Origin of the sequence: Pseudoalteromonas marina, assembly GCF_000238335.3 — a bacterium.
Lineage (GTDB): Bacteria > Pseudomonadota > Gammaproteobacteria > Enterobacterales > Alteromonadaceae > Pseudoalteromonas > Pseudoalteromonas marina.
This window is the reverse complement of record NZ_AHCB03000010.1, coordinates 1-26,998: the sequence shown is the minus strand read 5'-3', so window position 1 is coordinate 26,998 and position 26,998 is coordinate 1. Positions and strand designations below refer to the sequence as shown.

General features: G+C 38.3%; 29 protein-coding genes, 2 tRNA genes and 1 rRNA gene. 16 read left to right on the top strand and 16 right to left on the bottom strand.

The window, feature by feature from the left end:
• Positions 1-10: 10 nt before the first annotated feature.
• The 3 genes from PMAN_RS14550 to PMAN_RS14540 all read right to left on the bottom strand — a co-directional run bounded on the left by PMAN_RS14550 (position 11) and on the right by PMAN_RS14540 (position 3,643).
• Positions 11-2,086: a S9 family peptidase gene (locus tag PMAN_RS14550; RefSeq protein ID WP_010558089.1), complete on the bottom strand. Its 2,076-nt coding sequence runs from the start codon at positions 2,084-2,086 to the stop codon at positions 11-13.
• A 144-nt stretch (positions 2,087-2,230) separates the two neighbouring features.
• The gene (locus PMAN_RS14545; RefSeq protein WP_010558090.1) at positions 2,231-2,794 is read right to left on the bottom strand and encodes a hypothetical protein; all 564 of its coding nucleotides are present in this window, start codon (positions 2,792-2,794) and stop codon (positions 2,231-2,233) included.
• A gap of 192 nt (positions 2,795-2,986) precedes the next feature.
• The gene (locus PMAN_RS14540; protein WP_033035686.1) at positions 2,987-3,643 is read right to left on the bottom strand and encodes a cytochrome b/b6 domain-containing protein; all 657 of its coding nucleotides are present in this window, start codon (positions 3,641-3,643) and stop codon (positions 2,987-2,989) included.
• Positions 3,644-3,741: 98 nt separating this feature from the next.
• Between PMAN_RS14540 and PMAN_RS14535 the strand changes: the two genes are divergently transcribed.
• The 3 genes from PMAN_RS14535 (at position 3,742) to PMAN_RS14525 (ending at position 5,458) form a co-directional block, all read left to right on the top strand.
• On the top strand, positions 3,742-4,446 hold the full coding sequence (locus tag PMAN_RS14535; protein WP_010558092.1) for an AzlC family ABC transporter permease: 705 nt from the start codon (positions 3,742-3,744) through the stop codon (positions 4,444-4,446).
• Positions 4,443-4,742 carry an AzlD domain-containing protein gene (locus PMAN_RS14530; RefSeq protein ID WP_010558093.1) on the top strand — a complete coding sequence of 100 codons (300 nt, stop codon included), beginning with the start codon at positions 4,443-4,445 and terminating at the stop codon, positions 4,740-4,742. Before PMAN_RS14535 ends, PMAN_RS14530 begins: the two co-directional genes overlap by 4 nt.
• Before the next feature lie 218 nt (positions 4,743-4,960).
• Positions 4,961-5,458, top strand: a complete 498-nt coding sequence (locus PMAN_RS14525) for a glutathione peroxidase (protein WP_010558094.1) — start codon at positions 4,961-4,963, stop codon at positions 5,456-5,458.
• Between the two features lie 114 nt (positions 5,459-5,572).
• On the opposite strand, the gene PMAN_RS14520 is transcribed toward PMAN_RS14525, so the two are convergent.
• Entirely contained in the window at positions 5,573-5,758 is a 186-nt protein-coding gene (locus tag PMAN_RS14520; protein ID WP_010558095.1) for a PA3496 family putative envelope integrity protein, read from the bottom strand.
• A 381-nt stretch (positions 5,759-6,139) separates the two neighbouring features.
• Here PMAN_RS14520 and PMAN_RS14515 point away from each other — a divergent pair, with 381 nt between their 5' ends.
• The 5 genes from PMAN_RS14515 to PMAN_RS14495 all read left to right on the top strand — a co-directional run bounded on the left by PMAN_RS14515 (position 6,140) and on the right by PMAN_RS14495 (position 9,007).
• Positions 6,140-6,937: a YggN family protein gene (locus PMAN_RS14515; protein ID WP_006793837.1), complete on the top strand. Its 798-nt coding sequence runs from the start codon at positions 6,140-6,142 to the stop codon at positions 6,935-6,937.
• An 866-nt stretch (positions 6,938-7,803) separates the two neighbouring features.
• Complete coding sequence (locus tag PMAN_RS14510; RefSeq protein WP_008128321.1) at positions 7,804-7,944, top strand: hypothetical protein; 141 nt, start codon at positions 7,804-7,806, stop codon at positions 7,942-7,944.
• A gap of 217 nt (positions 7,945-8,161) precedes the next feature.
• Positions 8,162-8,252 (top strand) — tRNA-Ser (locus PMAN_RS14505).
• 49 nt (positions 8,253-8,301) lie between these two features.
• A tRNA-Ser gene (locus PMAN_RS14500) sits at positions 8,302-8,394 on the top strand.
• 124 nt (positions 8,395-8,518) lie between these two features.
• Positions 8,519-9,007, top strand: a complete 489-nt coding sequence (locus PMAN_RS14495; RefSeq protein ID WP_010558096.1) for an RNA-binding protein — start codon at positions 8,519-8,521, stop codon at positions 9,005-9,007.
• On the opposite strand, the gene PMAN_RS14490 is transcribed toward PMAN_RS14495, so the two are convergent.
• On the bottom strand, positions 8,991-10,115 hold the full coding sequence (locus PMAN_RS14490) for an aminotransferase class V-fold PLP-dependent enzyme (protein ID WP_010558097.1): 1,125 nt from the start codon (positions 10,113-10,115) through the stop codon (positions 8,991-8,993). The two genes, PMAN_RS14495 and PMAN_RS14490, sit on opposite strands and share 17 nt — an antisense overlap.
• A 1-nt stretch (position 10,116) precedes the next feature.
• Entirely contained in the window at positions 10,117-11,286 is a 1,170-nt protein-coding gene (locus PMAN_RS14485; protein ID WP_010558098.1) for a PrnB family protein, read from the bottom strand.
• Between the two features lie 127 nt (positions 11,287-11,413).
• On the opposite strand from PMAN_RS14485, the gene PMAN_RS14480 reads away from it, so the two are divergent.
• From PMAN_RS14480 to PMAN_RS14470, 3 genes are all read left to right on the top strand, one after another.
• Entirely contained in the window at positions 11,414-11,869 is a 456-nt protein-coding gene (locus PMAN_RS14480) for an Lrp/AsnC family transcriptional regulator (RefSeq protein ID WP_008128312.1), read from the top strand.
• Between the two features lie 72 nt (positions 11,870-11,941).
• Positions 11,942-14,653 (top strand): ATP-binding protein, encoded by a 2,712-nt coding sequence (locus PMAN_RS14475; RefSeq protein WP_010558099.1) that lies wholly within the window; start codon positions 11,942-11,944, stop codon positions 14,651-14,653.
• 221 nt (positions 14,654-14,874) lie between these two features.
• A complete protein-coding gene (locus PMAN_RS14470; RefSeq protein WP_010558100.1) occupies positions 14,875-16,014 on the top strand; it encodes a GNAT family N-acetyltransferase in 1,140 nt (379 codons plus the stop codon).
• Here PMAN_RS14470 and PMAN_RS14465 read toward each other — a convergent pair.
• The gene (locus PMAN_RS14465; RefSeq protein ID WP_010558101.1) at positions 15,991-16,581 is read right to left on the bottom strand and encodes a DUF938 domain-containing protein; all 591 of its coding nucleotides are present in this window, start codon (positions 16,579-16,581) and stop codon (positions 15,991-15,993) included. The genes PMAN_RS14470 and PMAN_RS14465 overlap by 24 nt on opposite strands.
• 196 nt (positions 16,582-16,777) lie before the next feature.
• Here PMAN_RS14465 and PMAN_RS14460 point away from each other — a divergent pair, with 196 nt between their 5' ends.
• The 5 genes from PMAN_RS14460 to PMAN_RS14440 all read left to right on the top strand — a co-directional run bounded on the left by PMAN_RS14460 (position 16,778) and on the right by PMAN_RS14440 (position 19,843).
• Positions 16,778-16,963, top strand: a complete 186-nt coding sequence (locus PMAN_RS14460; RefSeq protein WP_010558102.1) for a hypothetical protein — start codon at positions 16,778-16,780, stop codon at positions 16,961-16,963.
• A gap of 94 nt (positions 16,964-17,057) precedes the next feature.
• Positions 17,058-17,423, top strand: coding sequence for a hypothetical protein (locus PMAN_RS14455; RefSeq protein ID WP_242032469.1), 366 nt, complete (start codon positions 17,058-17,060; stop codon positions 17,421-17,423).
• Positions 17,424-17,434: 11 nt separating this feature from the next.
• Complete coding sequence (locus tag PMAN_RS14450; protein ID WP_010558103.1) at positions 17,435-18,808, top strand: class II fumarate hydratase; 1,374 nt, start codon at positions 17,435-17,437, stop codon at positions 18,806-18,808.
• A 113-nt stretch (positions 18,809-18,921) separates the two neighbouring features.
• The gene (locus PMAN_RS14445) at positions 18,922-19,428 is read left to right on the top strand and encodes a hypothetical protein (protein WP_010558104.1); all 507 of its coding nucleotides are present in this window, start codon (positions 18,922-18,924) and stop codon (positions 19,426-19,428) included.
• Between the two features lie 10 nt (positions 19,429-19,438).
• The gene (locus PMAN_RS14440) at positions 19,439-19,843 is read left to right on the top strand and encodes a hypothetical protein (RefSeq protein WP_006793824.1); all 405 of its coding nucleotides are present in this window, start codon (positions 19,439-19,441) and stop codon (positions 19,841-19,843) included.
• Between the two features lie 29 nt (positions 19,844-19,872).
• On the opposite strand, the gene PMAN_RS14435 is transcribed toward PMAN_RS14440, so the two are convergent.
• The 9 genes from PMAN_RS14435 to rrf form a co-directional block, all read right to left on the bottom strand.
• A complete protein-coding gene (locus PMAN_RS14435; RefSeq protein WP_006793823.1) occupies positions 19,873-20,061 on the bottom strand; it encodes a hypothetical protein in 189 nt (62 codons plus the stop codon).
• Positions 20,062-20,250: 189 nt separating this feature from the next.
• Complete coding sequence (locus PMAN_RS14430; RefSeq protein WP_006793821.1) at positions 20,251-20,571, bottom strand: hypothetical protein; 321 nt, start codon at positions 20,569-20,571, stop codon at positions 20,251-20,253.
• The gene (locus PMAN_RS14425) at positions 20,568-21,206 is read right to left on the bottom strand and encodes a DUF4178 domain-containing protein (protein ID WP_006793820.1); all 639 of its coding nucleotides are present in this window, start codon (positions 21,204-21,206) and stop codon (positions 20,568-20,570) included. Before PMAN_RS14425 ends, PMAN_RS14430 begins: the two co-directional genes overlap by 4 nt.
• A gap of 73 nt (positions 21,207-21,279) precedes the next feature.
• The gene (locus tag PMAN_RS14420) at positions 21,280-21,972 is read right to left on the bottom strand and encodes a PspA/IM30 family protein (protein WP_006793819.1); all 693 of its coding nucleotides are present in this window, start codon (positions 21,970-21,972) and stop codon (positions 21,280-21,282) included.
• 24 nt (positions 21,973-21,996) lie between these two features.
• Positions 21,997-22,410, bottom strand: coding sequence for a YjfI family protein (locus tag PMAN_RS14415; protein WP_006793818.1), 414 nt, complete (start codon positions 22,408-22,410; stop codon positions 21,997-21,999).
• 80 nt (positions 22,411-22,490) lie between these two features.
• Positions 22,491-24,212: a polyamine aminopropyltransferase gene (locus PMAN_RS14410; RefSeq protein ID WP_010558105.1), complete on the bottom strand. Its 1,722-nt coding sequence runs from the start codon at positions 24,210-24,212 to the stop codon at positions 22,491-22,493.
• Between the two features lie 3 nt (positions 24,213-24,215).
• Entirely contained in the window at positions 24,216-25,115 is a 900-nt protein-coding gene (locus PMAN_RS14405; RefSeq protein WP_008128289.1) for a DUF350 domain-containing protein, read from the bottom strand.
• 25 nt (positions 25,116-25,140) lie between these two features.
• Positions 25,141-26,073 (bottom strand): CHAD domain-containing protein, encoded by a 933-nt coding sequence (locus tag PMAN_RS14400; protein WP_006793815.1) that lies wholly within the window; start codon positions 26,071-26,073, stop codon positions 25,141-25,143.
• A 619-nt stretch (positions 26,074-26,692) separates the two neighbouring features.
• Positions 26,693-26,807 (bottom strand): 5S ribosomal RNA (rrf, locus tag PMAN_RS14395).
• Positions 26,808-26,998: the final 191 nt, after the last annotated feature.

The window sequence follows — 26,998 nt, the reverse complement described above, 5'->3', positions numbered from 1 at the left end:
ACAAAATGTATCATTCAACCAACGCAATAAAAAATGCCATTTCAAGTGCTTTTTCTTCCAAGCTTTTAAAGCGTCCAGATGCGCCGCCATGACCTGCGTCCATATCGGTTTTAAATACCAATATATTATTATCTGTTTTGTATTCTCGCATTTTAGCAACCCACTTCATGGGCTCCCAGTACTGCACTTGCGAGTCATGTAGGCCGGTAGTGACTAATATATTAGGATAATTTTGTGCGCTTATATTGTCATAAGGCGAATACGATTCTATTACATTATAAAACTGTGGATCGTTCGGGTTTCCCCATTCATCATACTCGTTGGTGGTCAGTGGAATACTCTCGTCCAACATCGTGGTGAGTACATCTAAAAATGGCACATGACACCCTACGCCACAATATAACTGTGGAGCTTGATTCAGCACCGCCCCCATAAGCAAGCCACCCGCACTACCGCCTGATGCAAATACTTTGCTGCTATCACAGTATTTTTGTTCAACCAGCGCTTTTGTTACGTCGATAAAATCACTAAAACTATTTTGTTTATGTGTTTTTTTACCTTGCTCATACCAATTGCGGCCTAGCATTTCGGAACCACGCACATGTGCAATGACATAAACAAAACCACGGTCAAGTAAGCTGAGCGACGTGCTAGAGAAGCTCGGATCAATGGTGTAACCATAAGCCCCATACCCATATTGAAACAATGGGTTGGTGCCATCTTTTTTAAAACTATCTTTTCGGTATACAACAGAAGCAGGTATTTTGACGCCATCACGCGAAGTAATCATCAGCCGCTCAGACTTATAATCTGTGGCTTTAAAGTCACCTAATACCTTTTGCTGTTTAAGCAATGTTTTTTCACCCGTTATAAGGTCAACATCGTACAAAGAACCTGGAGTGGTTAAGCTTGAGTAATAAATGCGCGCCGTTTTAACATTGGGCTCTGGGTTCATTGCAACAGCAGCGTAATAGCAAGGATCGTCGAACTCAAGCGCCATACGCTTGCCTTCTTTATTTACTACAACAAAACGTGCTTGTCCTTGCTCTCGTTCGCTGAGGACTAAAAAATCATTAAAAAGCTCAACGCCTTCAAGTAATACATGTTCCCTGTGGGCTGTATGCTCTTGCCACTGAGTTTTATCTGCAATGGTCTGCTCGGTTGCAGTCATCAATCTAAAGTTTTTAGCTTGCCAGTTGGTGACAATATAAAATGTGTCACCTAACTTATCGACATCAAACTCATGGCCCTCTTCTCTTTGCATGAGTGCGCTAAATTGACCTTGCGGATTATTGGCATCAAGCACCCATGTGTCGTTGGACTCAGTAGATGCCAAATCAATTATAATTAGCGCTTCATCTCGGCTTTTACCCAGTCCCATAAAAAAGCTGCTGTCTTGCTCTTCATACACCAACACATCTTGGCTTTGCGCACTTCCCAGCTCATGCCTAAATACTTGGTACCCTAATAAAGTTTGCAGATCTTTTTTAACATAAAAAACGGTTTTATTGTCGTTTGCCCAAACAACTTGCCCTTCTGTATTTTCAAGCTCATCAGTGAGCATTTCACCTGTTGATATATTTTTAAAACGAACGTTATAAATACGGCGACCCCCAGTATCTTGTGAATATGCCATAAGCTGCTCATTAGGGCTTAATGCAACTTCCCCAAGGTCAAAAAATTCAAAATCTTGTGCAAGTTCGTTTACATCTAGCAAAAGGGCTTTATTTTCAGCTTTAATACTTGTGCTACGATAATGACGCGCATATTCATCGTCACCGCGCACTTCAGAGTGATACCAGTATTTTCCATCTTTGACGGGCACGGAATTGTCGTCTTTTACAATACGCGCTTTTAACTCTTCGAATAAGGTATTTTGCAAGGGTTTAATACATGCTAATTGCTCATCGCAATAGTTATTTTCGGCTTGTAAATGTGCGAGTACTTTTTCATTTTTGCGCTCATCATCACGCATCCAATAGTAATGGTCGGTTCTTTTTTTATTATGTGTAGTTAATGTATGGGGCTGTTTTTCAGCAACAGGGAAATGAGGCAGCAAGCTTAAAGAGTAGTCTGGACTAGGCACAAATAAACCAAATTAAAGAAGTAATAATGCTCGCAGTTTATCATAAAAATAAAAAAGCCCACTCAATAGTTGAGTGGGCTTAAAGGCAACCGATTTATTCCTAAACCTGTAATACCTATGGGAAGAAACATGTAATTAACTAATTTATAATTGCAGCCAAGCCATAGCCCAACTTTTACCTATCCCTGGTTCAAATATTGAATGTGTATCCTTTGCTTTTCGACAAAACTCGTTAAAAGGCCAAGGCCTACATTGATATATGCAACCATCTTTAGGCTGTAACACCTTAGTACCTGCGTTATAGCGTTCACTATGCTCAGGGTAAACATACTCATACAAACGTTGAGTACTCATGTCACGATCGTCGCATTTTGCAATACAATGAAAATCAATATGCGCTTTGCATATACCGCTACTTTGCAATGCAAAGATTTTATTATTCCGATAAGCGACTACTAAACCGTGTTCAGTCATTTTTCCTGCACTAACCAAAGGAATGTGAACATTAATGTATTCTGCTATCAAACGCGGCCAAGCGTGGGGCTCCCCTTGTTCAAATGAAGTAATTTTAAAATCAAACGATAAGCTAATTAGCTCTCCTTGCATGTCATAAAAAGTTACTTTCACCACATCACCAATAAATAATTGAGTGTGATGATTTAAGCAACCAATTGTTGACCATTCCCCGCAGGCCAACGACGTATGCATAAACACGGCTACACCTTAAGAGTGACATAGTTTATTCACTATGAATAAACAACAAGCACCAATAACAAGTAATACTGCAAACCACTAACTTGCCAAGGAAGGATTAATTATAAATACCCACACCCTAACAATCAAACAAAAGAATGTAACCGAGATTTATAACCAGTAATTAAGGACCACTTTAAAGCGAATTTATCCAAATAAGTACTGTAAAGGCTCTTGCCCCCAAGTAAATGCGAGTATAAGCAGTAAGCCTGCAAATATAGCCCACGCGAGCCAAGGCGACTTAGTTACGGAGCTTTTTACACCGTTTGATTTTGATGCTTTTTCTCCAGTAATCATTGCCTTTACTAAAGGCTTACCTTTAATTTTGTACACAACAATTGCCGCTATATGCAAGCCTATTGCATACAGTAATATGTCAAAATTGAGGTGATGCAGCCAATTAGCAAAATCGACCGTATCACTCGATACATATTCAACAAGCGGGCCGTCAGTTAAAATACCGTCGCTACTCATCAACCCAGTAATTAATTGCGTTAATATAAGCGTAAAAAAAGCAATAACCATATAGCTACCAGGAGCAGAGTGCCCAATGGTGTCAATCGGTTTTTTAAGCCCCTGTAACACAGCCTTAGGTGAGTGAATCAAGCCACTTAATTTTGCTGTTCGGCTACCAACAATCCCCCATACTATTCGCGTAACAATGAGCGCTAAAGTAAAGAACCCAGCAACAAAATGCAGCTCAATCATGCCTTCTTCTACACTAAAATATAAAACGGCAATACTAATGACTAATAGCCAATGAAAACACCGTATAAACCCATCCCATACTTTTATCGTCGTCATTGTGTTTACCCTCAAAAAAACAGTATTATTAAAATGCTCATCAACCTCATAATAAGGTGTCATTATCTGCCATTCTACAAGCCAGCAAGGTAAATGCTATGCAACCAGTTAAAAAAGCGATAATAAAAGGCTTTTTAGATATGCTTCCGCTTTGCTTAGCCGTTATTCCATGGGGAATACTCTGCGGCTCTTTAGCTATTCAAAATGGATTTACAGCTCTTGAAACTCAAGCCATGTCGTTACTGGTTTTTGCAGGTTCAGCTCAACTTGTCGCTATTGAACTTATGGCAGGGAACACCCCCTTGCTTACCATATTATTCACCACGTTTATAATTAGCTCTCGGCATTTTTTATACGGACTTGCTGTTAGGCATAAGGTCATAGATCAACCAATGCGATGGCGCCTACCTGTTAGCTTTGTATTAACCGATGAATTATTTGCGTTTTCTCATCACCGCAAAGCTTATCGCACAAAAGTGCGTTTAGTTTATGCGCTTAGTGCAGGCTTTAGTTTTTACATCGCATGGAATATATGGACATTAATAGGCATTGTTGCAGGATCTATGCTTCCTGATTTAACTAACTTAGGGCTCGACTTTGCAATTGCAGCTACTTTTATCGCCTTGGTTATTCCAGGTATTAAAAATACCGCCTCTTTAGTGACTGTTACTGTGGCAGGTGTTACTGCTACGTGGTTAAAAAGCACAGGATTTGAATTATGGCTAGTGTGCTCCGCATTATTAGCAATGAGTGCAGGTTATACAACGGCAAGGCTAACAGCGAAAAAGGACACTAAAACATGATGACCACTATTTTACTCATGGCCTGCATTACGTTTTTTACGCGTTATTTATTTTTACACCGTGCATTGCCTTTTAAAGTGGGCCCTAAAATGCAGCAATTTTTAAGCTTTAGTGCACCGGCCGTGCTTACCGCTATTTGGGTTCCTATTGTATTTTTGGGTGAAGAAGGCATAAACCTACATTGGCAAAACCCTTACTTAAGTGCCGCTATTGTAGCCATTATTGTAGCTTATAAAACACATAACATTTATTACACAACACTTGCCGGTATGGGTTTGTTTCTAATTTTAAATTAGGGCTTATTACCCTCTAAAGTTAAGTTTTAGCAGCCTGAGGATTGTTTATTATTTCCACCTACAAGGATGTGGAATTAGGTATAAGCAATACGCAAAATTTAGCTCAAACTATACCAAGGCCGTTAGGTCACATATCTCGCTCCACGAATAAACTTTATACTTTATGTGAAACCTTTACCGCGTTAAAGTATACCTAACAACAATAATAAGAAGCCACCATGCAAAAGTTTCATCAATTAAGCGCAACAAGTCTACAAGGCCAACCTATTAACTTTGATGACTTTGAGGGAAAAGTTGTACTCATTGTTAATACTGCAAGTAAATGCGGATTTACCTACCAGTACGCATCTTTACAAGCGCTTCATGAAAAGTACGCCAGTCAAGGACTTGTGATTATAGGCTTTCCGTGCAATCAATTTGGCCAACAAGAGCCTGGAGATGCGTCGCAAATAGAGCAAGGGTGCTTAATAAATTACGGAGTCAGCTTTTTAATAACAGACAAAGTTGATGTGAATGGTAAAAATGCACACCCTGTATTTCGATTTTTAAAATCAGCATTACCGGGGTTTTTAACTCGAAAAATAAAATGGAATTTCACTAAGTTTTTAATTGCAGCCGATGGCACACCAATTAAGCGCTATGCCCCTTTTACTAAGCCAGAAAAGATAGAGCTCACTATACAAAAAGCATTAAGTAAGGCTAAAAGCACGCAGTAAAAAGTAATAAAGAGGCTATTAGCCTCTTTATTGCCAATGTAACAACTGCTTAAGCGTACTTTTTGTGCACCTAGCCGCCGTTATTAATTGGTATTGTAATTATACTAGTGCGATTTAATCGATGTAATCGCTTAAGTCGTCTTCGCCTAGATTTTTGCGCAAGCGTTTTTGCTCAAGGTAGTCTTCCAACTTTTTCTTAACCTTTTGCTTATTTTTATCGTGTTGATTTCGACCGACCATTTCGTATTCGTCTTCAACAAAATCATCATCTAGCGCATCGTAACTAAATGTCTTACCCACAACCCACTCCATAAAGTGTTTGAGACCAATTACGCTTTTATTAATGTAATTGGTAAATTAAAAAATTTAACACCAATATGCTGTGCAAATTAGCATCAAAGTAAAGCCACAAAGCCATAGTAAATAGCCTTCATGTCATTAATGTGAATAAATAGCGCTAAATTGCAATTGTGGAAAGTGAGAGTTTTTTATCGTATCGATAAATTTTTTTTATAAATTTATATTCATTGGTTAATTTCACTAAAATATAGTCTAATAATAAAAATTAAACAGACATTTAAACCTCGCATGAAATGCAAGCCATTGCTTTTGTTGATAAAAAAATAGTGGCACCAAACTTGTTATTAATTATTTGTTATCAACAAAAAATAGAGTCATCACATGAAAAAATTACTATTAGTTAGCGCATTAATCTGTACACCTGTTGCTATGGCACACAACGATAATGATTCAACAATTTCATTTAGCAACGATCAATGCGACGTAGAGTTTAAAAATGATGTTCGCATCAAGCCAAACGAACTAGAAATTTTTACAGCAAAAAACCAAGCTATGCAATTCAACAGCAATGGCGACTTAATGGTAAATGGTGAGTTTGTAGCGCTTAATAACTCACAACGCCAAGCACTTACTCAATACTCTGATAGCTTACGTATACAGCTACCCGAAGTCGCTAATATTGCATTAGACGGCGTAAAAATCGCCGGTGTTGCTTTGGAAGAAGTCGGTAATGCTTTTAACATTAATGGCTTAGACGATATGTCATCGTTAATGGACGATATACGCGTAGAAGTAGAAAACACGTTTTATCAAGAAGGCACCTTTGTTATGGGCCAGCAAAGTTTTAACCAATTTGGTGAAAACTTTGAGCATCAGTTTGAAAAACAAATAGAAACAGCCGTTGAATCAGCAGTCATGCAATCTATGGGTAGTATCCTGGTCGCGCTTGGATCGGAGTTATTAGGTTCTGGCGGCGATATGGATGCATTCGAAGAACGCATGGAAAATATGGGCGCACAAATTGAAGAGAAAGTAGAGTTACACGCGAACAACTTAGAGCAACGAGCTAATTCGTTATGCGGTAATTTTGCTGAAATTGCAAAACAAGAAGAGCAGCTAGTAACGTTAGTTCCTGAGCTAGAAGGTTATCAATTATTTACCTTTAAACACGTTAAATAACCCGCAATTAACTCACTATATTTAACATCCCTTCAGCAGCATTTTATTTTATTGAATGCTGCTTTTTTTGTATCTGTTCTGTCTCTTTTTTCTCGTTTATGTTGTTCGGCTCAAAATAAGGGTTATTGGTCTAGTTAGTACTTGCCTAAGTAAACAACTCTATGGCTTTATACAAACATAGACTGCGTTCGTTATTTATCGTTATAAACAATAAAGACAAAAGCAGCGTTTTTATGAGCATAAATTTAACTCATATGCCCCCCTGTTTTTGATAACACTAAAGATTTAATCATCCAATTTTTAGTGGCTCAGCAAGACTAAAATATTCAGCAAGCAATTTGCTCCAAAATTTATGCCCTAGCAAAAAGCTGAGAGGCTCCATCCCCAGTTAGACACGTTTAAACGTAACTAACACTAAAGCGCCTGCCTCATAGCAGGCGCTTTTTATTTATTAGAGAAACACTCTATTAAAAAACCGTATTTTTAAGTCAATTACTATTTTAAATATCAAATTAACGACGATTTTTAATGCGCTAAACATAACTACTAGCTGCAATAAAAAACACTACAAACACAATGATTAAAAACCCAAATAAAATAATCTGAATAATTACCCATTTAAAACAATCGAATATGCATAAATAAAAAACAAAACTAGTAAAAACATATTTAAAACAACAAACTAAAAAACAACAGAGTGAAATAAAAATTAAAAAACAGAAAAAACACAATTAAACATTTGATTAACAATCACCACTTCAGATAAAAATAACTAATGCCTCACAGGTAATTTTTATCGTTTTATCTTTGTACACTTTGCATGCAAAATGCGCATGTTTTCAACAGACCTAAACCGGAGCCAAGTGATGAACCCTATAAATACATTAAACCAAACAGCAAACACACAAATTGCAGTTAAACCAACCAACCGAAAAGCAAAAATGCTAGCTAGGCTTAATACCCTTGGTAAAAAATTAGCACTTGGCGGCGCAGCGCAATATAAATAATCACCCAACCATGGTTATTTATTCGGTGCAGCAAACACCCAACCACTAAAAAGTCTCTTTTTTAGCTCCCACAGTTTGCTGCAACCTCTTTATTTTATTAATAATTGCCTTAATTTCCCCTAATTTGTAAAAAAACACGTATTTACGTCTATTTTTTAGGCAAACAGACATTTTGCTATTTACACACCCCCATCACCTAAGTATTATTCTGCGTCACGGAGAGATGGCAGAGTGGTCGAATGCACCGGTCTTGAAAACCGGCATAGGTTTGTAGCCTATCTAGGGTTCAAATCCCTATCTCTCCACCATATTTTAGTTGGTGGTTTTTTATATCATCAATAGAACCGGTTATGCGTTGGAGAGGTGTCCGAGTGGCCGAAGGAGCTCCCCTGCTAAGGGAGTATAGAGTTTGTAGCTCTATCGAGGGTTCGAATCCCTCCCTCTCCACCATATACTATATATAAACCACTTAATTGTGGTTTTTTTGTGCCTAAAATTTATAAAAATTAAACAAATTGTAACCCGCTATGACTTAGTGCATTATTACTAAAACGATAGCCACTTTAGGTTTGCTATGAACAGGTTCATATTGTTAATTACATGCACAGCGCTACCTTTTTTTTCTTTTTCACAAAATACAACGGTATACAAGTGTGTAATTAAAGGTGTTCCTACCTTTAGCCAAACACCTTGCTCAAAAGATGCCGAACAGATCACACTAAAAGAAATCAATATAATTGAAGCCTATAAAAGCCCCACTCAAACAAATAATGTTACCGATAGTTCAGTAGACAATTTTTTAGAAGTTCAGCAAATAGAACGTGAAATAAGCAAGCTACAATTAACACTTAAACAAACAGAAAAGACCTACCAAGAGCAAGTAAAGCAAGCCAGCTATGTTACACAAGATCAGGCTAACCGGTTAGGCGCCTCTTCTATTGCTGACGCCATTGCTAAAAAAACAGCGCCAATTACCAGCGCATATGAATCAAAGGTTACGCGAACACAACAACAAATAGATGCTTTACGTCAACGAAAGCAGTTGCTTAGTCAAATTCCTTAAGCGCTTGCTTTATGGTATTGATAAGCGCGTTTACATCTTCTTCCGTTGTATAAATATGCGGTGAGACTCGTATTCCGTATTTGCGCTCGTCAACACTCATGTTTGCTTTACCCAGCGCTGCTAATATTTGCTGCTGTTTATTCTTAAAAAACATAATAACGGTACCACTACATTGATTGCTTTGTATTGGTGACACAACAAATTCACTTAAATGCTGATGAATATTCGAAATCATCGCGAGATTATGCTCTCTTACCTTTCTAACTGTCAGATCTGCAAAGTAATTTATACTATTTACAGCAATCACGTACGGGGCTATAGAAGGGGTGCCTCCCCAAAATCTCAGCGCGCTGTGATGATAACTAAAATGGTTAATATTAAACTCAAAGGGATCTTCATGAGAAAACCACCCCACATCTTTTGGCTTACACTGCTCCAGCTGGTTTTGATTAACCCATAAGTAGGCTGCACCTGGCCCGCCGCACAACCATTTAACACTTGAGCCAATCATGAAATCGGCATCAAGCGTTGTTAAATCAATAGGCAACACTCCAGCAGATTGCGCCACATCAATTATTGAAAGGCTATTAGTCATCTTACTGCGTAGTACAATATCGCTTATCGGTGCTTGAACCCCCGTATTTGAATAAACATGGCTTACAAACACCATATCTATATCGGATGTTAAATAACGCTCCCATACAGCTATATCGCTTAGATTTTCCTCTTCAGGAATAAACAGTATTTCTGCACAACGCGGTAACGCCTTTTGCATTACAAACCCCATACTTGGAAAGTCGCTTTGTGCCATAAGCACTTTGCAGCGTGCTTGTTGTAATTGAGGGTGCGACATAACTAACTTAGTTAAACCGCTTGATAAGTTAACTTGCGGGCAAAATTGTGAACTTGGCGAATTAAATAACTTACCTAGTGCAGAAGTAAACGCATCTATTTGAGGTAACCATTGTTGCCATGGCTCTTTATTTGAATCTTGCCATGGTGATAGATAATGCTCTGTAAAGTACTGTTGAGAACTTTTTAGTGGCCTGCCGACGGAGTGGCTTAAAAAGTAGCAACCTTCAGATATACAAAAATCATTTTTAAGCATATTACTTCACCCACTCTTTTAATGAATTGAGATCGTCAAACCGCGTTTTTATATCGTCCCTTTTTGCCGCTGAGCGTCTATCCCTCAACTTTTCTAACGAATCGAGTAATACATGAAGTGGCGGTCCACTTGCCGTTACTTTACTTAAATGTTGCTCGTGCATTTGCTTTGACGGTTGCGCAATAAATTTTTCTACTAATTGGTTATGATGTCCGATTGCTGTGTCACCATGTAACTTACATACTTGTATAAATAGCTTTCCATGTGATTTAAACCAGTTGCTATTTTTATATTGCTGCGCCTGTAAAAAATCATCCATAAAGCTTTGTATTCGCATTGACTCTCTTAATATTTGCTGATCTTCTGGCATCATATATAAAAACTTATCCACCAGCATTTGTGAGTAGCTTGGCTCATTTGCACTACAAAGACCAAGCAACATATCAATTACGTTAATTCCGGCAAAATCGCCTGCGTTTGCACCTCGATAAATCTCTTTACCAACACGGTATGGTTTGTAGTAAGGGCGAACACAGTTAAAAAAACGATCTGTATCTAATTGTGTGTAAAGTGCATTGTTAGATTCAATTACATTAATGAGCGCGTACTTTGCAGCCTTTAGTAATTCACCACACAAAGGGTGCGAAATACCCAGTGGTACTATCTTTAATAAGGCATCACTTGCTCGCTTGTAGGCTAAAATACCTTGAGTGTTATAATCTAAAAAAAGTTTTTCATCAGGTAAATTAGTAAAGCGCTTATAGGTGCCATTAACAGCTTTATTGTGGGTGGTTAAATGCGCGGTAGCAAACCGCGGTGTTACACCAATCGACGCACCAATATGCATTGCCAATGCCGATGCCTCTACCAAAGGTGAAGTAGTTTCTCTACTGGGCTCAGTTATTTCATGGCGGCGACATGCAGCCATGAATAATCCAACATTGCCTAATAAATCAAATGCACGATCAAACCCTTGATCGGTATTTCCTTCTGCTAACAAGTGTGAAATTAATACATTGCCTTGCCTTTTTAATTGTTGCTTTAATTTCTCACCAACACCTTCAACATTTGCTTTATCGAATTGCTGCCAATAAAGCAGCTCTAATTCAGTATTTATCTCTACAAACTCAGTGCGTATCCAATCATCAAATGTGGCCGTATGTGTATTCATTATTTTGCTCTATTATTTTTATATTTAAATGCTAACAGAGTAACGTGAGCGTAAATCATCAAAAAACAAAGTGAAAGTATCTATAATTAGTGATAATCACTAAAAATTTAAAAATAGGTAACAAAAAATGTTAGATAAAAAAGATCAGCAAATACTCACAGCACTACAAGAAAATGCCAGAATATCGGTTTCAGATTTAGCAAATACGATTAGCTTGTCTGATACGCCTTGCTTAAGGCGAATCAAAAAACTTGAAAAAGAGCATGTTATTACGGGCTACCACGCGTCAATTAATCCTAAAAAACTTGAACTGAACGTATTGGTATATGCTTTTATTAGGCTAAATCAAAATTCTGTTAGCGCGGCAGACTTATTTGAACAGTCGGTAGAAAAGCTACCTCATGTATTAGAGTGCAGTGTAATATCAGGTAGTTATGATTATTTACTAAAAATTATTGCTAACGATCTTGAAAGCTATGAACAATTTGTTAAACATCGGTTAGGTAGTTTGAGCTGCATAGCGAATATAGAGTCAACGGTGGTACTTAAGCAGTCGTTCACTAAAAAGCAGCTTCCGCTATAAAAGTACGGCAAATACAAAGTTGTTAGCTATACTGATATTTCTTAAACAGAAGCATAGATATATGGATATTATGTGAAAATATTCGCCTCAACCTCTCAATCAATTATTTTCTACATATTATTCGCCCTCGCTTATTACTTACTGGGCGTTGGACTTACTGCGTTTGCATTTAACTCGCAAATAGTCCCTATCTGGCTACCGGCAGGTATTGCTTTAGTTGGTTGTTATATATGGTGGTGGCGTTTTATACCGCCTTTATTTGCAGCAGCAATTGCATTTAACTTAAATATATTCGATAACTCAGCTCATGAAATAATGCTGGTCGGCAATACGTTTACTCAGGCCATTTACATTGCCCTTGGCGTTATTATCCAAGCTATGGTCGGTGCCGCAATATTAAGGTATTGGTTGGGAAATCCGCTTTATTTTCGTAAACGAAAATACATTGCTTATTTTATTGCTGTAGTTGCTGTTTTAGTAAGCTTACTATCATCAAATATTGGTGTATTTGCGTTAAGTAACTTTAACCCACTTTATAGTATTGAGGACCATTGGCTACATGTTATTTATTGGTGGTTAGGAGATATATTAGGGGTACTTATTGCCTCACCTTTTTTATTGTCGCTACTGCCCAAAGCACCTGGACAACGCAAAGTCTTAGCCTTTGAAACCATTGCAGTTTGCTCTATTTTATTTATATCTGTGGCGCTTACAGCACAAATTTACGAACGCGAAAACAGCAAAAATACAATTAAAATTGCAGAGCGAGAAGTTGAAGTTATTGAAAACAGTTTATACAGGTATATAAATCAAAGTATTATCGCCGTGCAAAGCTTAGCAAGCCAAGTACAATCATCACCTGAGTTTAATGAGCAAGACTTTTACGCTTCAGCAAATAAACTACTTGAAAAGCATTCATTTATTAAAGCATTGTCTTGGAATGTACAAATAACACAAGCGCAGCGCCAAACACTCAGTAATACAATGTCAACAATTTATCGGCAAAATATAAACATTGTTGGTGATCCTCTCGAAGATGATGACCCTCTAGTGGTTGTTAAATATATAGCTCCTTTAGAAAGCAACCAAAAGGCGGTTGGCTTTAATGTATATTCAAACCCAGATCGAAAAGCATCTTTGCAAAATCCAGCTATCAAATATTTACCTATCAGCACTAAAATCATTCAATTAGTCCAAACAAAAACACCAACACCCGCCTATCTACTATTTGCGCCTGTTTATGGTCAAAATGAAAATATAAAGGGTTATGCCACCGGTGTATTTTTGGCCCATAAAATTATTGAACAAGCTATTACACAGCAGCAATCTGAAATGTTTTCTATTGATGTGTTTGAATTTGACAACGAACCCGCCTTTTACAGTAACGACTCTCAAAACTTTGAGCAAGCAACCCAAAGCCAGTTAATGTCATTCAATATTAACTTTGGAGGTCAGCAATGGGTAATAAAATTAGCACTTAAAGAAAACTACATTTCACAACAAAACATTGAAATGTCTTTATTTTTACTTATGCTACAAACCGCTGTGTGTTTACTTATTATTGTAGTGTTAATGCTATTTAACCAGCAGCAACTAGCGCTTAGCCGCCAAGTTGCAGAACGAACAAGCTCATTGGTAAAAGCCAAAAAACAGTCTGACTTAGCCAATAGCGCTAAAAGCCAATTTTTAGCCAATATGAGTCACGAAATACGCACCCCATTAAATGCCATTATTGGCCTATCGTCACTTGCGAAAAAAGGTGATGATGCTCAAAAGCTGTTCAGCTACATTAAAAAAATTTACTCCTCTTCAAACAGTCTATTAAACCTAATTAACGACGTTCTTGATATTTCAAAAATAGAGTCACAACATTTAATACTAGAGTCCATTGCGTTTGATCCAAAAGCACTTGTAACGCGCATTGACACAATGTTTGAGCAAAGTGCGAAAAATAAAAACATTGAATGGATTCTCAAATGTAACTTACCTGTAGATACCTGGTTTTTAGGCGATGCAATGCGCATAGAACAAATACTACTTAATTTATGTAGTAATGCGATTAAATTTACTAACGAAGGAAGCGTTACGCTCGATATAGATACAGAGTTTGTGTCTGCCAATAAGGTAAAACTAAGCATTTCAGTATCAGATACTGGCATAGGTATTGAAAAAAACCAACACAACACCTTATTTAACGCGTTTACCCAAGCTGACAGTTCAACCTCTCGAAAATTTGGTGGCACTGGCCTTGGTTTAACAATAGCTAAAGAACTATGTTTGCTAATGGGAGCAACACTTAATTTAAAAAGCGAGCTGGGTGAAGGGTCAACCTTTACGTTCGCCGTTAACTTAACAACATCAGAGCCAGATATAGAGCCAGAAGCCATATCAAAAGATATTGATATTACGTCTTTAAATATTTTGGTCGCAGAAGACAATCCTGTGAATCAAATGGTAATAAAAGCGATGTTGGGATCTTTAGGTATCATTCCTCACTTGGTTGAAAATGGTGAAGAAGCTGTAAATATAATCAAAGAACAACATTTTGATTTGGTATTAATGGATTGCCAAATGCCTGTTATGGATGGCTATAAAGCAACAGAATTAATTCGAGCGTTTAAATCGCAACACACATTACCCATCATTGCTCTAACAGCTGATGCCATGCCAGAGGATAAAATTAAAGCTAAAAAAGCAGGCTTTAACGAACATTTAGCAAAACCCATAGAACTTGCAAAACTGACCGAGTGCTTGAGTCAGTTTGTAAAAACAGTTACTAAATAGCGCCCAAAAAATTGTTACCATCACGCTACGTGACTGAGTTATTATGTTCTCGCGTGGCGTTTAATCACACAATTAGCCTAATCGCATCGTAAAACACCGCTTTAATACGTGACTATTAAAAGCTCTGAAAAAATAAACTGAAGCTTAAAAGTAAAATAAGTGCCAATAAAATTACAAATTAGAGCCACAATTAAGCACGCAATATTTACAAGGTCGGCATCATGAAAAGCTTTTCTCATCGATGGTTTAAAAATATTAATGAAATAGACCAAGCGCAATGGCATGCTTTTTTTGGTGATGAACCTTTTACTCAACATACCTTTTTATACGCCTTAGAGCAAAGCCAATGTGTAACACAGCAAAGTGGCTGGCAGCCCTATCATTTAGCTGTATATGAAGGGAGTAACTTAATAGCGCTTGCACCTGGTTATGTAAAAAGCCATTCTTATGGTGAGTATGTATTTGACTGGGCATGGGCTGAAGCATACGAAAAAAATGGTTTGCATTACTATCCCAAATGGCTATCAGGCGTGCCATTTAGCCCAATTGAAGGTAAACGTATTGCCATTCATCACACAAACCACAACGACGTATACAACTATATTACAGAGCAGCTCTGCACACACAGCATTGAGCAAGGATGGTCTGGCTGGCATATAAACTTTTGCGACCAAACACAAGCAACATTACTCACTGAGCAGCACGCGATGCTCAGAGAGGGCGTTCAATTTCAATGGTTTAATAAAGGGTTTGATACTTTTGACGACTTTTTATCAACGCTAAACTCGCGTAAACGTAGATCGCTAAAAAAAGAACGCGCTAAAATAACACATCAAAATATTATTATTGAATGGCTAAAGGGTTCAGATATTACACCTGAAATAATGCAGCTGTTTTGCGAATTTTATCAGCGCACCTATTTAAAACGCTCAGGACATTTAGGCTATCTAAACAGTGAATTTTTTACCCTTTTGCATGCACTTATGGCATCGCAGCTGGTTATTATGCTTGCCAAAAAAGACGGTCAAGTCATCGCTGCTACACTCAGTTTAATTGGTGAAAACACACTTTACGGCAGGTACTGGGGGGCAAGCGAAAATATTGACGCACTTCACTTTGAGCTATGTTATTACCAAGGTATAGAATTTGCTATTAAACATAAACTCGACTGCTTTCATTCAGGTGCACAAGGGGAGCATAAAATAGCGAGGGGGTTTGAACCCGTTACTACTTTTTCAGCCCACCATATTGTTAACAATGACTTTAGCAGTGCAATTGAAGATTACCTGTCTCGAGAACGCCAGCATATTGCACTTTACAAAGCACAGTGCACATCGTTATTGCCGTTTAAAAACGAGTAACTGGTTATTAGCTGGCATGGCATGATCGCTCATAAGCGAAAGCCCTGCTTGCTTAGCCAATAATAAAACAGCTTCAAAATCTCTTATACCACTTAAAGGATCTCGCTCAGTTAAAAAGGCGCAAAACTCTTGATTACTTTGGCTAGTGTATTCGCCTTTGTACTTAAAAGGACCATAAATACACACAATCCCCTCATCATTTAAGTGACGTTTAACCCCGTCAAAAAAACGTTCAACTAATAACCAACTTACAATATGAAATGTATTCGCAGTATATATAGCATCCACTTTTTCGATAGGCCATGGCTGGTTTAAATCAAGCTCAATAGGGGCATGTAAATTAGCTAAATTCACTTCACTATGCCATAGGCTAATACCTTCATGATTAATGACACGATCACTTGTATGCCATTGTAGATAAGGTAATTTTTCAGCAAAAAACACACTGTGCTGACCTGTTCCAGAACCAACTTCTAATACTGTTTTAACGTTTTTTAACGCGCAGTTTAAATGCTCTAAAATTGGCCCTTTATTGTTTTCACATGCTTGTGAAAATGGCTTTGTCATTGCGTGCACCAAAATTGTGGATGTTTGCACAATAGTAAAGCAAATTTGCAATATGTTGTCGTGACTAATTATGATTTATTTATTAAGTTAAATATAATCATGTAGTTAGATATAGCTGGCTTGATTGGTATGTATTATGCAGCAACATAATTGACCCATTTAAGGGTTAATTAACTAATCACAAAAGGATAAAATTATGCATATGCCTCCCTATACCGCTGTTGATGCAGCAGTAGCTATAACCGAAAAAAGTACCGATGATCACAGTGAAACCCTTGATATGAGAGCAACAGTAATTGATTTACTTTCTCATCCAAAACATAATCAAAAGGCGATCACTAAACATGAAACAGACCAGATATTTATTCTCGGCTATAATTAAAATACACGCCGTAAATAATTTTTATAATAACTATTTACACTGAAACCGATTAAATGTAATGATAACTATTATCATTAGTTGAGTCGGTTTTTTTATGTCTTCAAATCACGCCTTAAATAACTATCAACATACTCTTGCATTTAATTGCAAAAGGCCAGGTCTGCATGCCCCAATGCTTGTCGCTCATTATATAGACGCAGCCCTCAACGTAGCTAAAAACTTTGAACAACTTGATAACCCGCTACTTCAGGAGTATTACCTTAGACGCACACATCATGAAATTATAAATAAAATGTGCGATCCTCTTACTCATAATGCAATTCGCAAACAATGCCTACACCAGCTACACAAACCATTACTTGCATTAAAGCGTTTCTACATAAGCCACAATAGTCGTGCTAAATTTTTATTACTTGAGCGTGAAGCTCGTATTCTTAGTCACGAATTCAACCCTTTTTAAGGAGCACATTAATGAGTAACTTTAGAACAGAATCAGACAGTATGGGCGAATTAAAAGTACCTGTTAACGCTTTATATCAAGCACAAACACAGCGCGCTGTTAATAACTTTGCTATTAGCGCCCTCACTATGCCAGCACAATTTATAAAGGCACTGGCATATATAAAACAAGCTGCAGCACAAAGTAACTGTGAGCTAGGGCTTATAAATAAAACCAAGGCAACTGCAATAGAGCGTGCTTGCCAAGCGATTATTGATGGTAAGCATCATGATCAGTTTCCTGTTGATGTGTTTCAAACCGGTTCAGGAACTAGTTCTAATATGAACGCCAATGAAGTAATAGCAACACTTGCCAGTACTCAACAGGAGCTTGTACATCCTAATGATGATGTAAACATGGGCCAAAGCTCAAACGATGTAGTCCCTACGGCTATTGCACTAAGTAGTGCATTAGCCGTTAAACAAGCATTACTGCCAGCTCTTGAAAACCTTTCGCAACATTTAGAAAATAAAAAGAGCGAGGTAGGCGCTATTGTTAAAACAGGTCGCACCCACTTAATGGACGCGATGCCTGTTACATTCGAGCAAACCCTTAATGCATGGCAATCGCAAGTAAACAACGCAGCCTCAGGCATTCGCCATAGCTTAGAGCCAGTGTGTGAGCTTGCTCAAGGTGGTACAGCTGTTGGTACCGGTATTAATGCCGACCCAAAGTTTGCAGATTTATTTTGCACTAACCTAACTAAAAACGTGGGGATCCGGTTTTCGCCAAGCAAAAACTTTTTTTACAATATTGGTTCACAAGATGCCATTGTTGCACTGTCTGGGCAATTAAAAGTACTCGCTGTAGCACAAATGAAAATAGCGAACGACTTACGCTGGATGAACTCAGGCCCTCTTGCAGGTTTAGGCGAAATAGAACTTGAAGCCCTACAACCTGGCTCATCTATTATGCCGGGTAAAGTAAACCCAGTCATACCAGAAGCCGCTGCGATGGTTAGTGCGCAAGTGATTGGTAACGACGCTACAATTACCGTTGCTGGTCAATCTGGTAACTTTGAACTAAATGTTATGCTGCCCGTTATTGCATATAATATTTTGCAAAGCATTGAGCTACTAACAAACAGCGCCAAAGCTTTGGCAGAAAAAGCCATAGCCACATTTATCGTAAATCAAGCTAACATTGACCGCGCTCTTGCCAAAAACCCTATTTTAGTGACTGCACTTAATCCGGTGATCGGTTACGAAAAAGCAGCCCAAATAGCCAAGCAAGCCTATAAAGAAGCCCGTCCTATTATTGATGTTGCCGAACAAGAAACTGACTTACCACGTGAAGAGCTCGAAAAACTGCTCAACCCGACTAAGCTCACACAAGGTGGCTTGTAGTTTTTAAAAAGCCTTAAATACGGCTTTAATTACTTGATTATATAGTTTTTATTGCCGTAAAAAATGCACCGTGTATGATAGTGATGAATTATTCATCACTATCAAGGTATCTTATGCGCCCTGTATTATTAGCTCTTGTTTTACCCCTTTGTTTAAGTGCGTGTTTAGATAAAACACCAGCAGAAAAAGAATCAGTAACCACTGCTGAAGTAATAAAACCACAACAACAAACACTAAAAGAAACCACTCAAACAAAAAGTGATGTTGAGGAACTTTCAAACTCAAGTGTTAAAGCGGTATCGGTTGAAGATATTACGACAGCTAAAACCCAATTAAACACGCTTATTGCTGACACCAGCTGCGATACAAGTATGCAATGTAAAGTTATTGCAGTAGGTAGTCGCGCCTGTGGTGGCCCTAGTAGCTTTGAAGTTTATTCAACTAAAACAGCAAAAGACGAGCAAGTAAAAACACTGAGCAAAACAATCACCGAGCTTGAAAGTAATTTTAATGCGCAAAAAGGAATGATGAGTATTTGCCAGCATTTAACAACACCAAGCACTCAGTGTGTTGAAAATAAATGTGTTAAACTTGAAGGCTCAGCGGTAAGTGTATTTTAAGGATAACAATATGAGTGGTTTGACATTGACAGTTAAATTATCAATTTTTAGTGTTGCTGCTAGCATTTTTTTACTCAGTGGTTGCTCAACAACAGCTTCTGTAAATAGCGATCAAGGGCAGAGCTTGTCGGCTTTAAATAGCCAACTTGCCAATATTGTTGATAACAATGGCTGTACAGCAAGCTTTCAGTGTAAAGTACTTGAAGTAGGGGCGCGAGCATGTGGCGGGCCGAGCAAATATGCTGTTTATTCAACGCTAAATACCCCTCAAGAGCAAGCAGAAAGCATTGCAAAGCAGATCACCGAACAAGAAAAAAATCAAAATGAGCAACAATCACTAACCGATTGCTTACCGGTTATTGAAGTACAATCGCTGTGCATTAACCAGCAATGCCAATCAATAGATATTAAGTAATAAATAAAGTATTGAGTGCTATTTCAGCGTTATTGACTTAAGTACGGAATAAGCGCTGAAATAACCACGACTAACAGCACACATATCCCTGCTTTTAGTATGTATTTCATTGGCATAGTTTTTAGTACCCAGTATGCATATATAAAACGCACAAAATAACTTGCTGCAGTACCAAATAAAGCAAAAATAATTAGGTAAGTAATCAGTATAATATTCAAAGCAGTACTTCTTTATAATTGTTACCTTTAGTGTAAGGGCTTAATACAAAGAACGCAAAAGCACTGCTTTTCAATTCATTAGCTTTTGATAAAAAATTTAAAAGTACATTGAAGTACCGATCCATTTAATCTTATTATTTAGCTAAAATAACTACTTAACATACTTTTATAAGCCAGGATTTATGTCAACTACTTAGCTTTTTTAGTATGCGCAATTAAAAGCTCTGCTACTTGTTGCTTTACCGCGCGCTTATCTTCGCTTGGTACATCAAAGCGGCTCGCTAGTTGCGCTATCTCATCATCATTCAAATTGAACGATAAGCGCTGTCGAGTCTTTTTAGACTTAACATCTAAGCCAAGTATTTTGCGGATCATATCGGATGGCGTGAGCTCTTGGTCAATTGCTTGCTTTTTTATTTGCTTTTGAACATCGCTACTCAAATCAAATGCCATTTGTGTTGCACGTACAGCTTGCTCTTGGCGCAACCACTTATCTTTAGCATCACTCACTTCGCGTCTCCAGGAAATAAATCCACTATATCGGTAATTGGACGCGTAAGTGTTAATGACACTTCGGTTTCGCCGCCATCCCAAATTTCAATATTTAGACTATGCCCTTCATCAGGCGATTCTAAACATATCATTTCACAAGGCTCGCCACCGTCTTGCTCATAGCGAGGTAGGCTTTGACCACGAAAGTCTTTATTATGAAAATAACAAACAAACGGCGATTCAGTTTGTTGGTAACTTTTAGCCAAAAACTGCATAAAACGCTCAGGAGTATTTTTAACTGCAATATGCGTTAACGACTCTTCATCAAAAATACGAGCAAATTCATCTAATGTGAAAATATCGTCTACTTCATCTCGTTGAACTTTTATCGAAAAATTAGCCCACTGCTCGCCGTCTTCTTGTGCTATTTGTAAAAACACAACTTGACCACTGTTTGTCTCAAGCACAAACTCAGTATCACTACTGTGCTGATATTGATAAGTTTGCACATCAATAACACGCAATGTTTGCCCTTTTAACCACGACGGATAAGCAAACGAATCTATAACGGTAAACATGTCACCCTTTTTAAGCTCACTTGCATGGTTAAGCTGACGTTCTGGCTCTTTTTTAGATTTGAAAAAATTAAACATAATAAAGCATCCCTTAAGCAAAAAAGGTAACTAAGCGACGCTTAATTACCTTTTATTATAAATGTACGAACTATTAGCCGTTTTGCTTGGCTTTAATGCGCGCTAAAATATCGGCACTTTTTGGACTTGTGTCACCAATGCCTGCTTCAGCCATTTTCGCTTTTAAATCGTCGCCATTAACTTCTGACTCAAGCTCTTTTGCAGCACCTAACTGATCGCTACGGTCTTGTTGACGCTGTTTAATACGCTCTAGTGATTGTCGAGCTGAGGTCATCGAAGAGCTATTCGTATTAAGCGTGCTGTTAACAGCCATTGTTGCTTGCTGTACGCTTTCTGTGGTTTTAACCATAGTAAGCTGACGTTGATTTTCTTTAATCGACTTTTCAGCGTCTTTAACTTGCTGCTTAAGCGTTACAATGTGGTTGCTAAAACCTGCTAATACTTGCTCGTTTTCAGCTTTTTCAGCTTCAAAGTCACCAATTTTTTCTGCAATTTCTAATGCTAAGGCTTCGTTACCTTTTTCAAGTGCTTGGCCTGCATACGCTTCGTGTTCAGCAATTGATGCATCTACAGCGCTAATTTTTCGCTTAGTTTGCATTTCTTTAGCCATTACTTCGGTCAGGCTTTTTTTAGCACGGTGAAGTGCATTTTGTGCATCAGCGATTTCTTGTTCAAAAATACGGATACCATTTGCATCTACAATTGCTTCGCCCGCTTCACGAGCGCCACCACGTACTGCTGTAAATAATTTTTTTAAAATACTCATAATCTTAGCTCCACTAACTAGTTACTAATCGTTTAAATACAAGGTCACGGCTTCTAGTGCATCAATCGCGTTGTCAGCTAATGTCACTAGTTCGTGGGTAACATCATCTAATGATGAGTTTACCGACAGTGCACCAAAAATCGCGTATTTATTATCGATTTTAGCAAATGCACTTAGTGGAATTGGCACGTTTAAACGTAACAATGTTTCGTTTAACTCGTTGCGTAATTCACTTTTCACTTCGTCTTCGCCAAACAAGTAGCTAATACATAACAACTGCTCTTGAGTTTGCGTAACAAAAATTGGAAGTTCATCATTTCCATCAACAATGACTTGTAAAACATCTTGCTCACCTGGATTGGCAATCAAGAAAGACTCAAAGTTAGCGCCTTCAGTTTCAAAAGAGGCTAATTTTATTGAAAGTTCGTTTAATTCCATGTCTCTGCCTTTGTGTTGTTTGACATATTATGTCTGAGTTAAGATTCGCACGGCAGACATATTATGTCAACCATGTTTTGTTAGTTCTTATACAATTCACTCTCTATTTGCCATGCTGAACGGTAATAATCATAAAGCTGACCAGAACCTAACCTATTGACCTCAATATCATTTATTTGTTCAAAATACTGATTAGGGAATACAAAACTTGCTAGTAAATATTTTTTACTTATCCATCGTGACGATACCGGCATTTCGCCTATATTATTTATTCGTGCACTGGCTGGTTGACCCATTTTGGTAGCAATTGTCCACCCCCACTGACCAAACGATGGAATATTTTGTTGGTATTGCTCCACGTAATCAAACCCGGCAGCCTTAACAGTTTTAGCTATACTCAGAAACGCCTTTTTTGCATGATATGGCGACGTTGATTGCACAGCCATAGCCCCATCAGGAGCAAGTAATTGACGTACATGATTATAAAAATAATCGCTGTATAACTTATTTAGATCAGGATGATTCGGATCAGGTAAATCAATAATAACAGTGTCAAACTGTTTGTTTTGATCGAGTAATTTCTCAACCTCTAAAAAAGCATCACCCACAATTATGTTAGCTTTGGGGTCTTTCATTGAGTCGCTATTGAGGTTTATTAATCGCTGCGTGATGGCTTTGGGCGGGGTAAACTTATCGTCTTGGTGGCCAAATAGGTTAAGTAACTGTCCGTCTAAATCAATTAAAGTGACTTCGTTTACCGACCACTTTAGTACATCCCTTAATGCTAAACCGTCACCCCCGCCAATAATTAGCACCTTATCATGGCGGTTAGAGGCAAGCATAGCCGGATAAACTAGCATTGAATGATATATTTGTTCATCAACACTTGAGAACTGTAGGCGGCCATTTAAGTATAGGTCGGTAATAGGTTGCGGTTGATTTTTGCTAAGTCGTTCTGTTAATACAACATGCTGATATTTAGTCGCCTGAGAATAAATAACTTTATCTTTATATAAGACGTTGCTTAGGCTGTTCATCCAACTGCTGCCGAGCACTAAAATAAAGCCAAACAGCACAAGTAGTAAAATATGGCAAACCAACAAAGCTTTAGCAAAGCGAACATGGGCATGGTAGCGCCATAAAAAAGCAAGCCCTGCAATAATATTAAATAAAGCGGTCCATGCAGCAGCTTGCATGATAGGCATAGCCAACATTATGCTTACCCAAATTGCTGCGCCAATACCTGCCCCAATGTAGTCTGCACCATAAATAGTTCCTGCATTGTTTTCTAAAAACCGCCCGTACACATGTTGGCGAATACGCGCTATAAGCGGTATTTCCATACCAATAAACAGTCCTAATACTAAGCCAAATACATAAGGTAAAAAGCGTGACCATTCTTGTAACTTTTGAAATACATAGCCATTAAGTACAACGTCAGGTGGCAGGTTAAAAATGCTCGAGAACAAATGAGGAAGCGAATAACTAACTGCAATCACACTTGCTATGGCCAAAATACAGCCCATGCCAATCAAAGCTATAATGCTTTCTAGCCAAGCAAATGCGGTGAACGCATCTTTAAACCAACGCGCTAAAAAAGCCCCTAGCCCCATAGCTACTATCATGGTGCCAATCATGGCGTAAATAGCACTTTCAACAGAGCCTAGTACTCGGCCGGCATAGTGAGAGAGTAGGTACTCATAAATAAGGCCGCACCCAGCGAGCACAGCCATAACAGTGATAAGTAATATATCGTGCCCAAGTAAGCGAGACTTACTTGGGCTTTGAGTTGTTGATGACACGAATTATGCGCCTAATAAGGTTGCCATTGTGATGCCTACGGCAAACGATACAGCGGCAGAAATAGCTGCTACACCCACATTTTTTTGACGATTAACTTCATCAGAAATATCACAACCCGATAAAATTATTTTAATGGTCACTAAGTGTAAAATAATAAACGCAACTAGGCTCACTACTGCACTAACAGCCCAATATAATAGGCTAGCATTAATATTATCTGCAGCATACGGTGCAACACCTGTTGCCGCTGTGATTGCTAATGCACTACCCACTAAATAACCAGCGTAACGAATACCAACAGCTAAGTTATCATCAATAATAGCTTGTTGAAGACAGTCGCCATTTTTATTTGTGCGTTTAAATAACATAACTCGGTACTGGCTCACAAATAACAGCACGATGCTACCAATAACAAAGGCAGCAATGACAATCGGTAAACCATGCCATCCCTCTGTAGCTACCCATAACAGTGCTGAACGAATGACAATTGCCACACTCACTACATGGCCAAAATCAATGATAGAAGCAGTCACATTACCTTTAACAATTTCATCATGTAGGCTCACTTTACGCAGTGCAACTTTGTCTTGAAAAAAGTGACCAAGCTTAATTAACACAATGGCAAGCGCACCATAGCCAAGCATTTGCAGTGCTTCTTGCTGAAGAGTTGCAGCAAATGCACCACTGCTTACACCGGTTAATACGATAGCCAGCGCAACCAAACCAGCGGCAAAACTAATACCAAAGGCAAAATTATCACGCTCTGTTATTTCGTCATTGGCATGTAAATTTGAAACCCAGCCTTTTATATATTTAAGGCTAACAAATAGCAGCACAATTATTGCAAAGTCTATCGCTAAAGCTTGCAGCGACCACGTAGTTATTCCATTAAATTCATACATATTATTCTAACTCCAACTTTATTCTTTACTTACCACGGCTCACGCCACGAGAGGTTCTGCTTCCACTGTCACGAACTGAACCAGAGCTATTGCTATAGCTACTTGAACGTGAGTAACTGCTGCGACTCTTAGGCGGTGTATAGCTACTTCGACTTAACCCTGATGCACCAGTCTTTTTACTCGCATACGGGCTTGTGAACTGCTTACCTTGGCGTTGATATGTTTGACGTGTACGTGTCTCTAGCGCGCTTTGTGTTTTAATTTGTTTAGGGCTTGAGTAGCGATAACGACCATAATCATTGTAATAGCTGTACTTACGGCGTTTACTCCAGCTTCCGTATTCAACCCTGTCAAATACATCCCCTAAAATACGGTACATGCCGTACCATTGCCAAAAACTGATGCCACTGCTATTTGTTTGCCAGTTACCGTAGTTGGGATTACCCACCATCTGGTTACCTACCCCTTCACCCTCGGCTTGTTGGCTAATAGCACCAACGCGAGCTAGGGATCCTTTTGACATATCAGCAAGCATATTGATTGGATCAGTTAAAGCGTCAGAGAACAGTGAAGGTTTTGCAGCTTCACGTAAAAGATCGATGCTGTGCAACGTATCTTCGTAAGGGGGGATTAAGTAAGTACTTTTAGTCTCTTTAAGTCGCTGTAATAAACCACTATAAAGTGCACCTTGGCGCGAAGCATCTAAAGTAATTACATCAACAACATTTGAAAGCTCTGGCTGTTGTTTTTTTAAAAGCGCACCATACTCTTTAAGTAACACAGCATTGCGTATACTGCCATTATCTAGCGCACTACCTAGCTGTGATAGCTCAGCATCCGCTTTTTTTATAGACTCTTGAATTGTTTGTTGTAGCTGCTCTTCTTTAGATTGACAACCCATAAGCACCGTAAACAAACAAAACAGGCTTATAAGTTTCCAAACTTTACTATTCGACATTCATGTCACCTGATTTACTAAATTAACACAGCTAGTCTTACACAGGTCACTTAGTAAGCCAAGAATGAAATTGCAACAAAATGAGAAGAGATGTAAAGAATAAAGTAGATTACAAAACTCAGTAGTCAAAGGTAAAAAGTTTATGATCTAGACACGAGATAGAATTGACTTAACCTTATGTTGGTTGGCATTTTTGATGGAGATGATATTAGTTTGGTTCTTTATTTTATCCAAGAAAGTAAAAAACCGTCACACTGCTGTAACAGGTCTCTATTATTTGAGCCAGTTAATGTCATGGTGCCCAAAGCGGTAGAGAGTCACATAGCACATGGGATACTATCATTGGTTGGGGCTCGCCTTCGCGCTGTTTTGTGTCGCTACTGAGTTCGGCATGGCCTCTTGGCTATTTACTAAACCCCAGACAGAAAAAAATCCGTTACATTGATTTAACGAGTTTTTCTTATTTGAAGTCGGTGTTCTACTAATAACCAAAACACTGTTCACAAAGAGGCGCTTTGCTTAGGAGACGCTACGCTTTAGAGAAGAAAATGTTGAAGATTACTTTTCTGCAGACGTAAAAAAGCCGCTTCATTTCTGAAGCGGCTTTCTACAATTTGAAGCCTGGTAATGTCCTACTTTCACATAGCAAATGCTACACTATCATCGGCGCTGTTTCGTTTCACTACTGAGTTCGGCATGGAGTCAGGTGGGTCCAAAACGCTATTGTCACCAAGCAAATTTGGGCGTTAATCCGTATTCCTACGCACTAACTGAATTTGGAAAATATCTGATAATATTTTTTAAGTCTTTCTGTCAGTAATATCTACTTTAGTCATTAACTTCTGTCTTAACTGTCACATAAAACGCGTTTGGCGTTGTATGGTTAAGCCTCACGGGTAATTAGTACAAGTTAGCTTAATGGCTC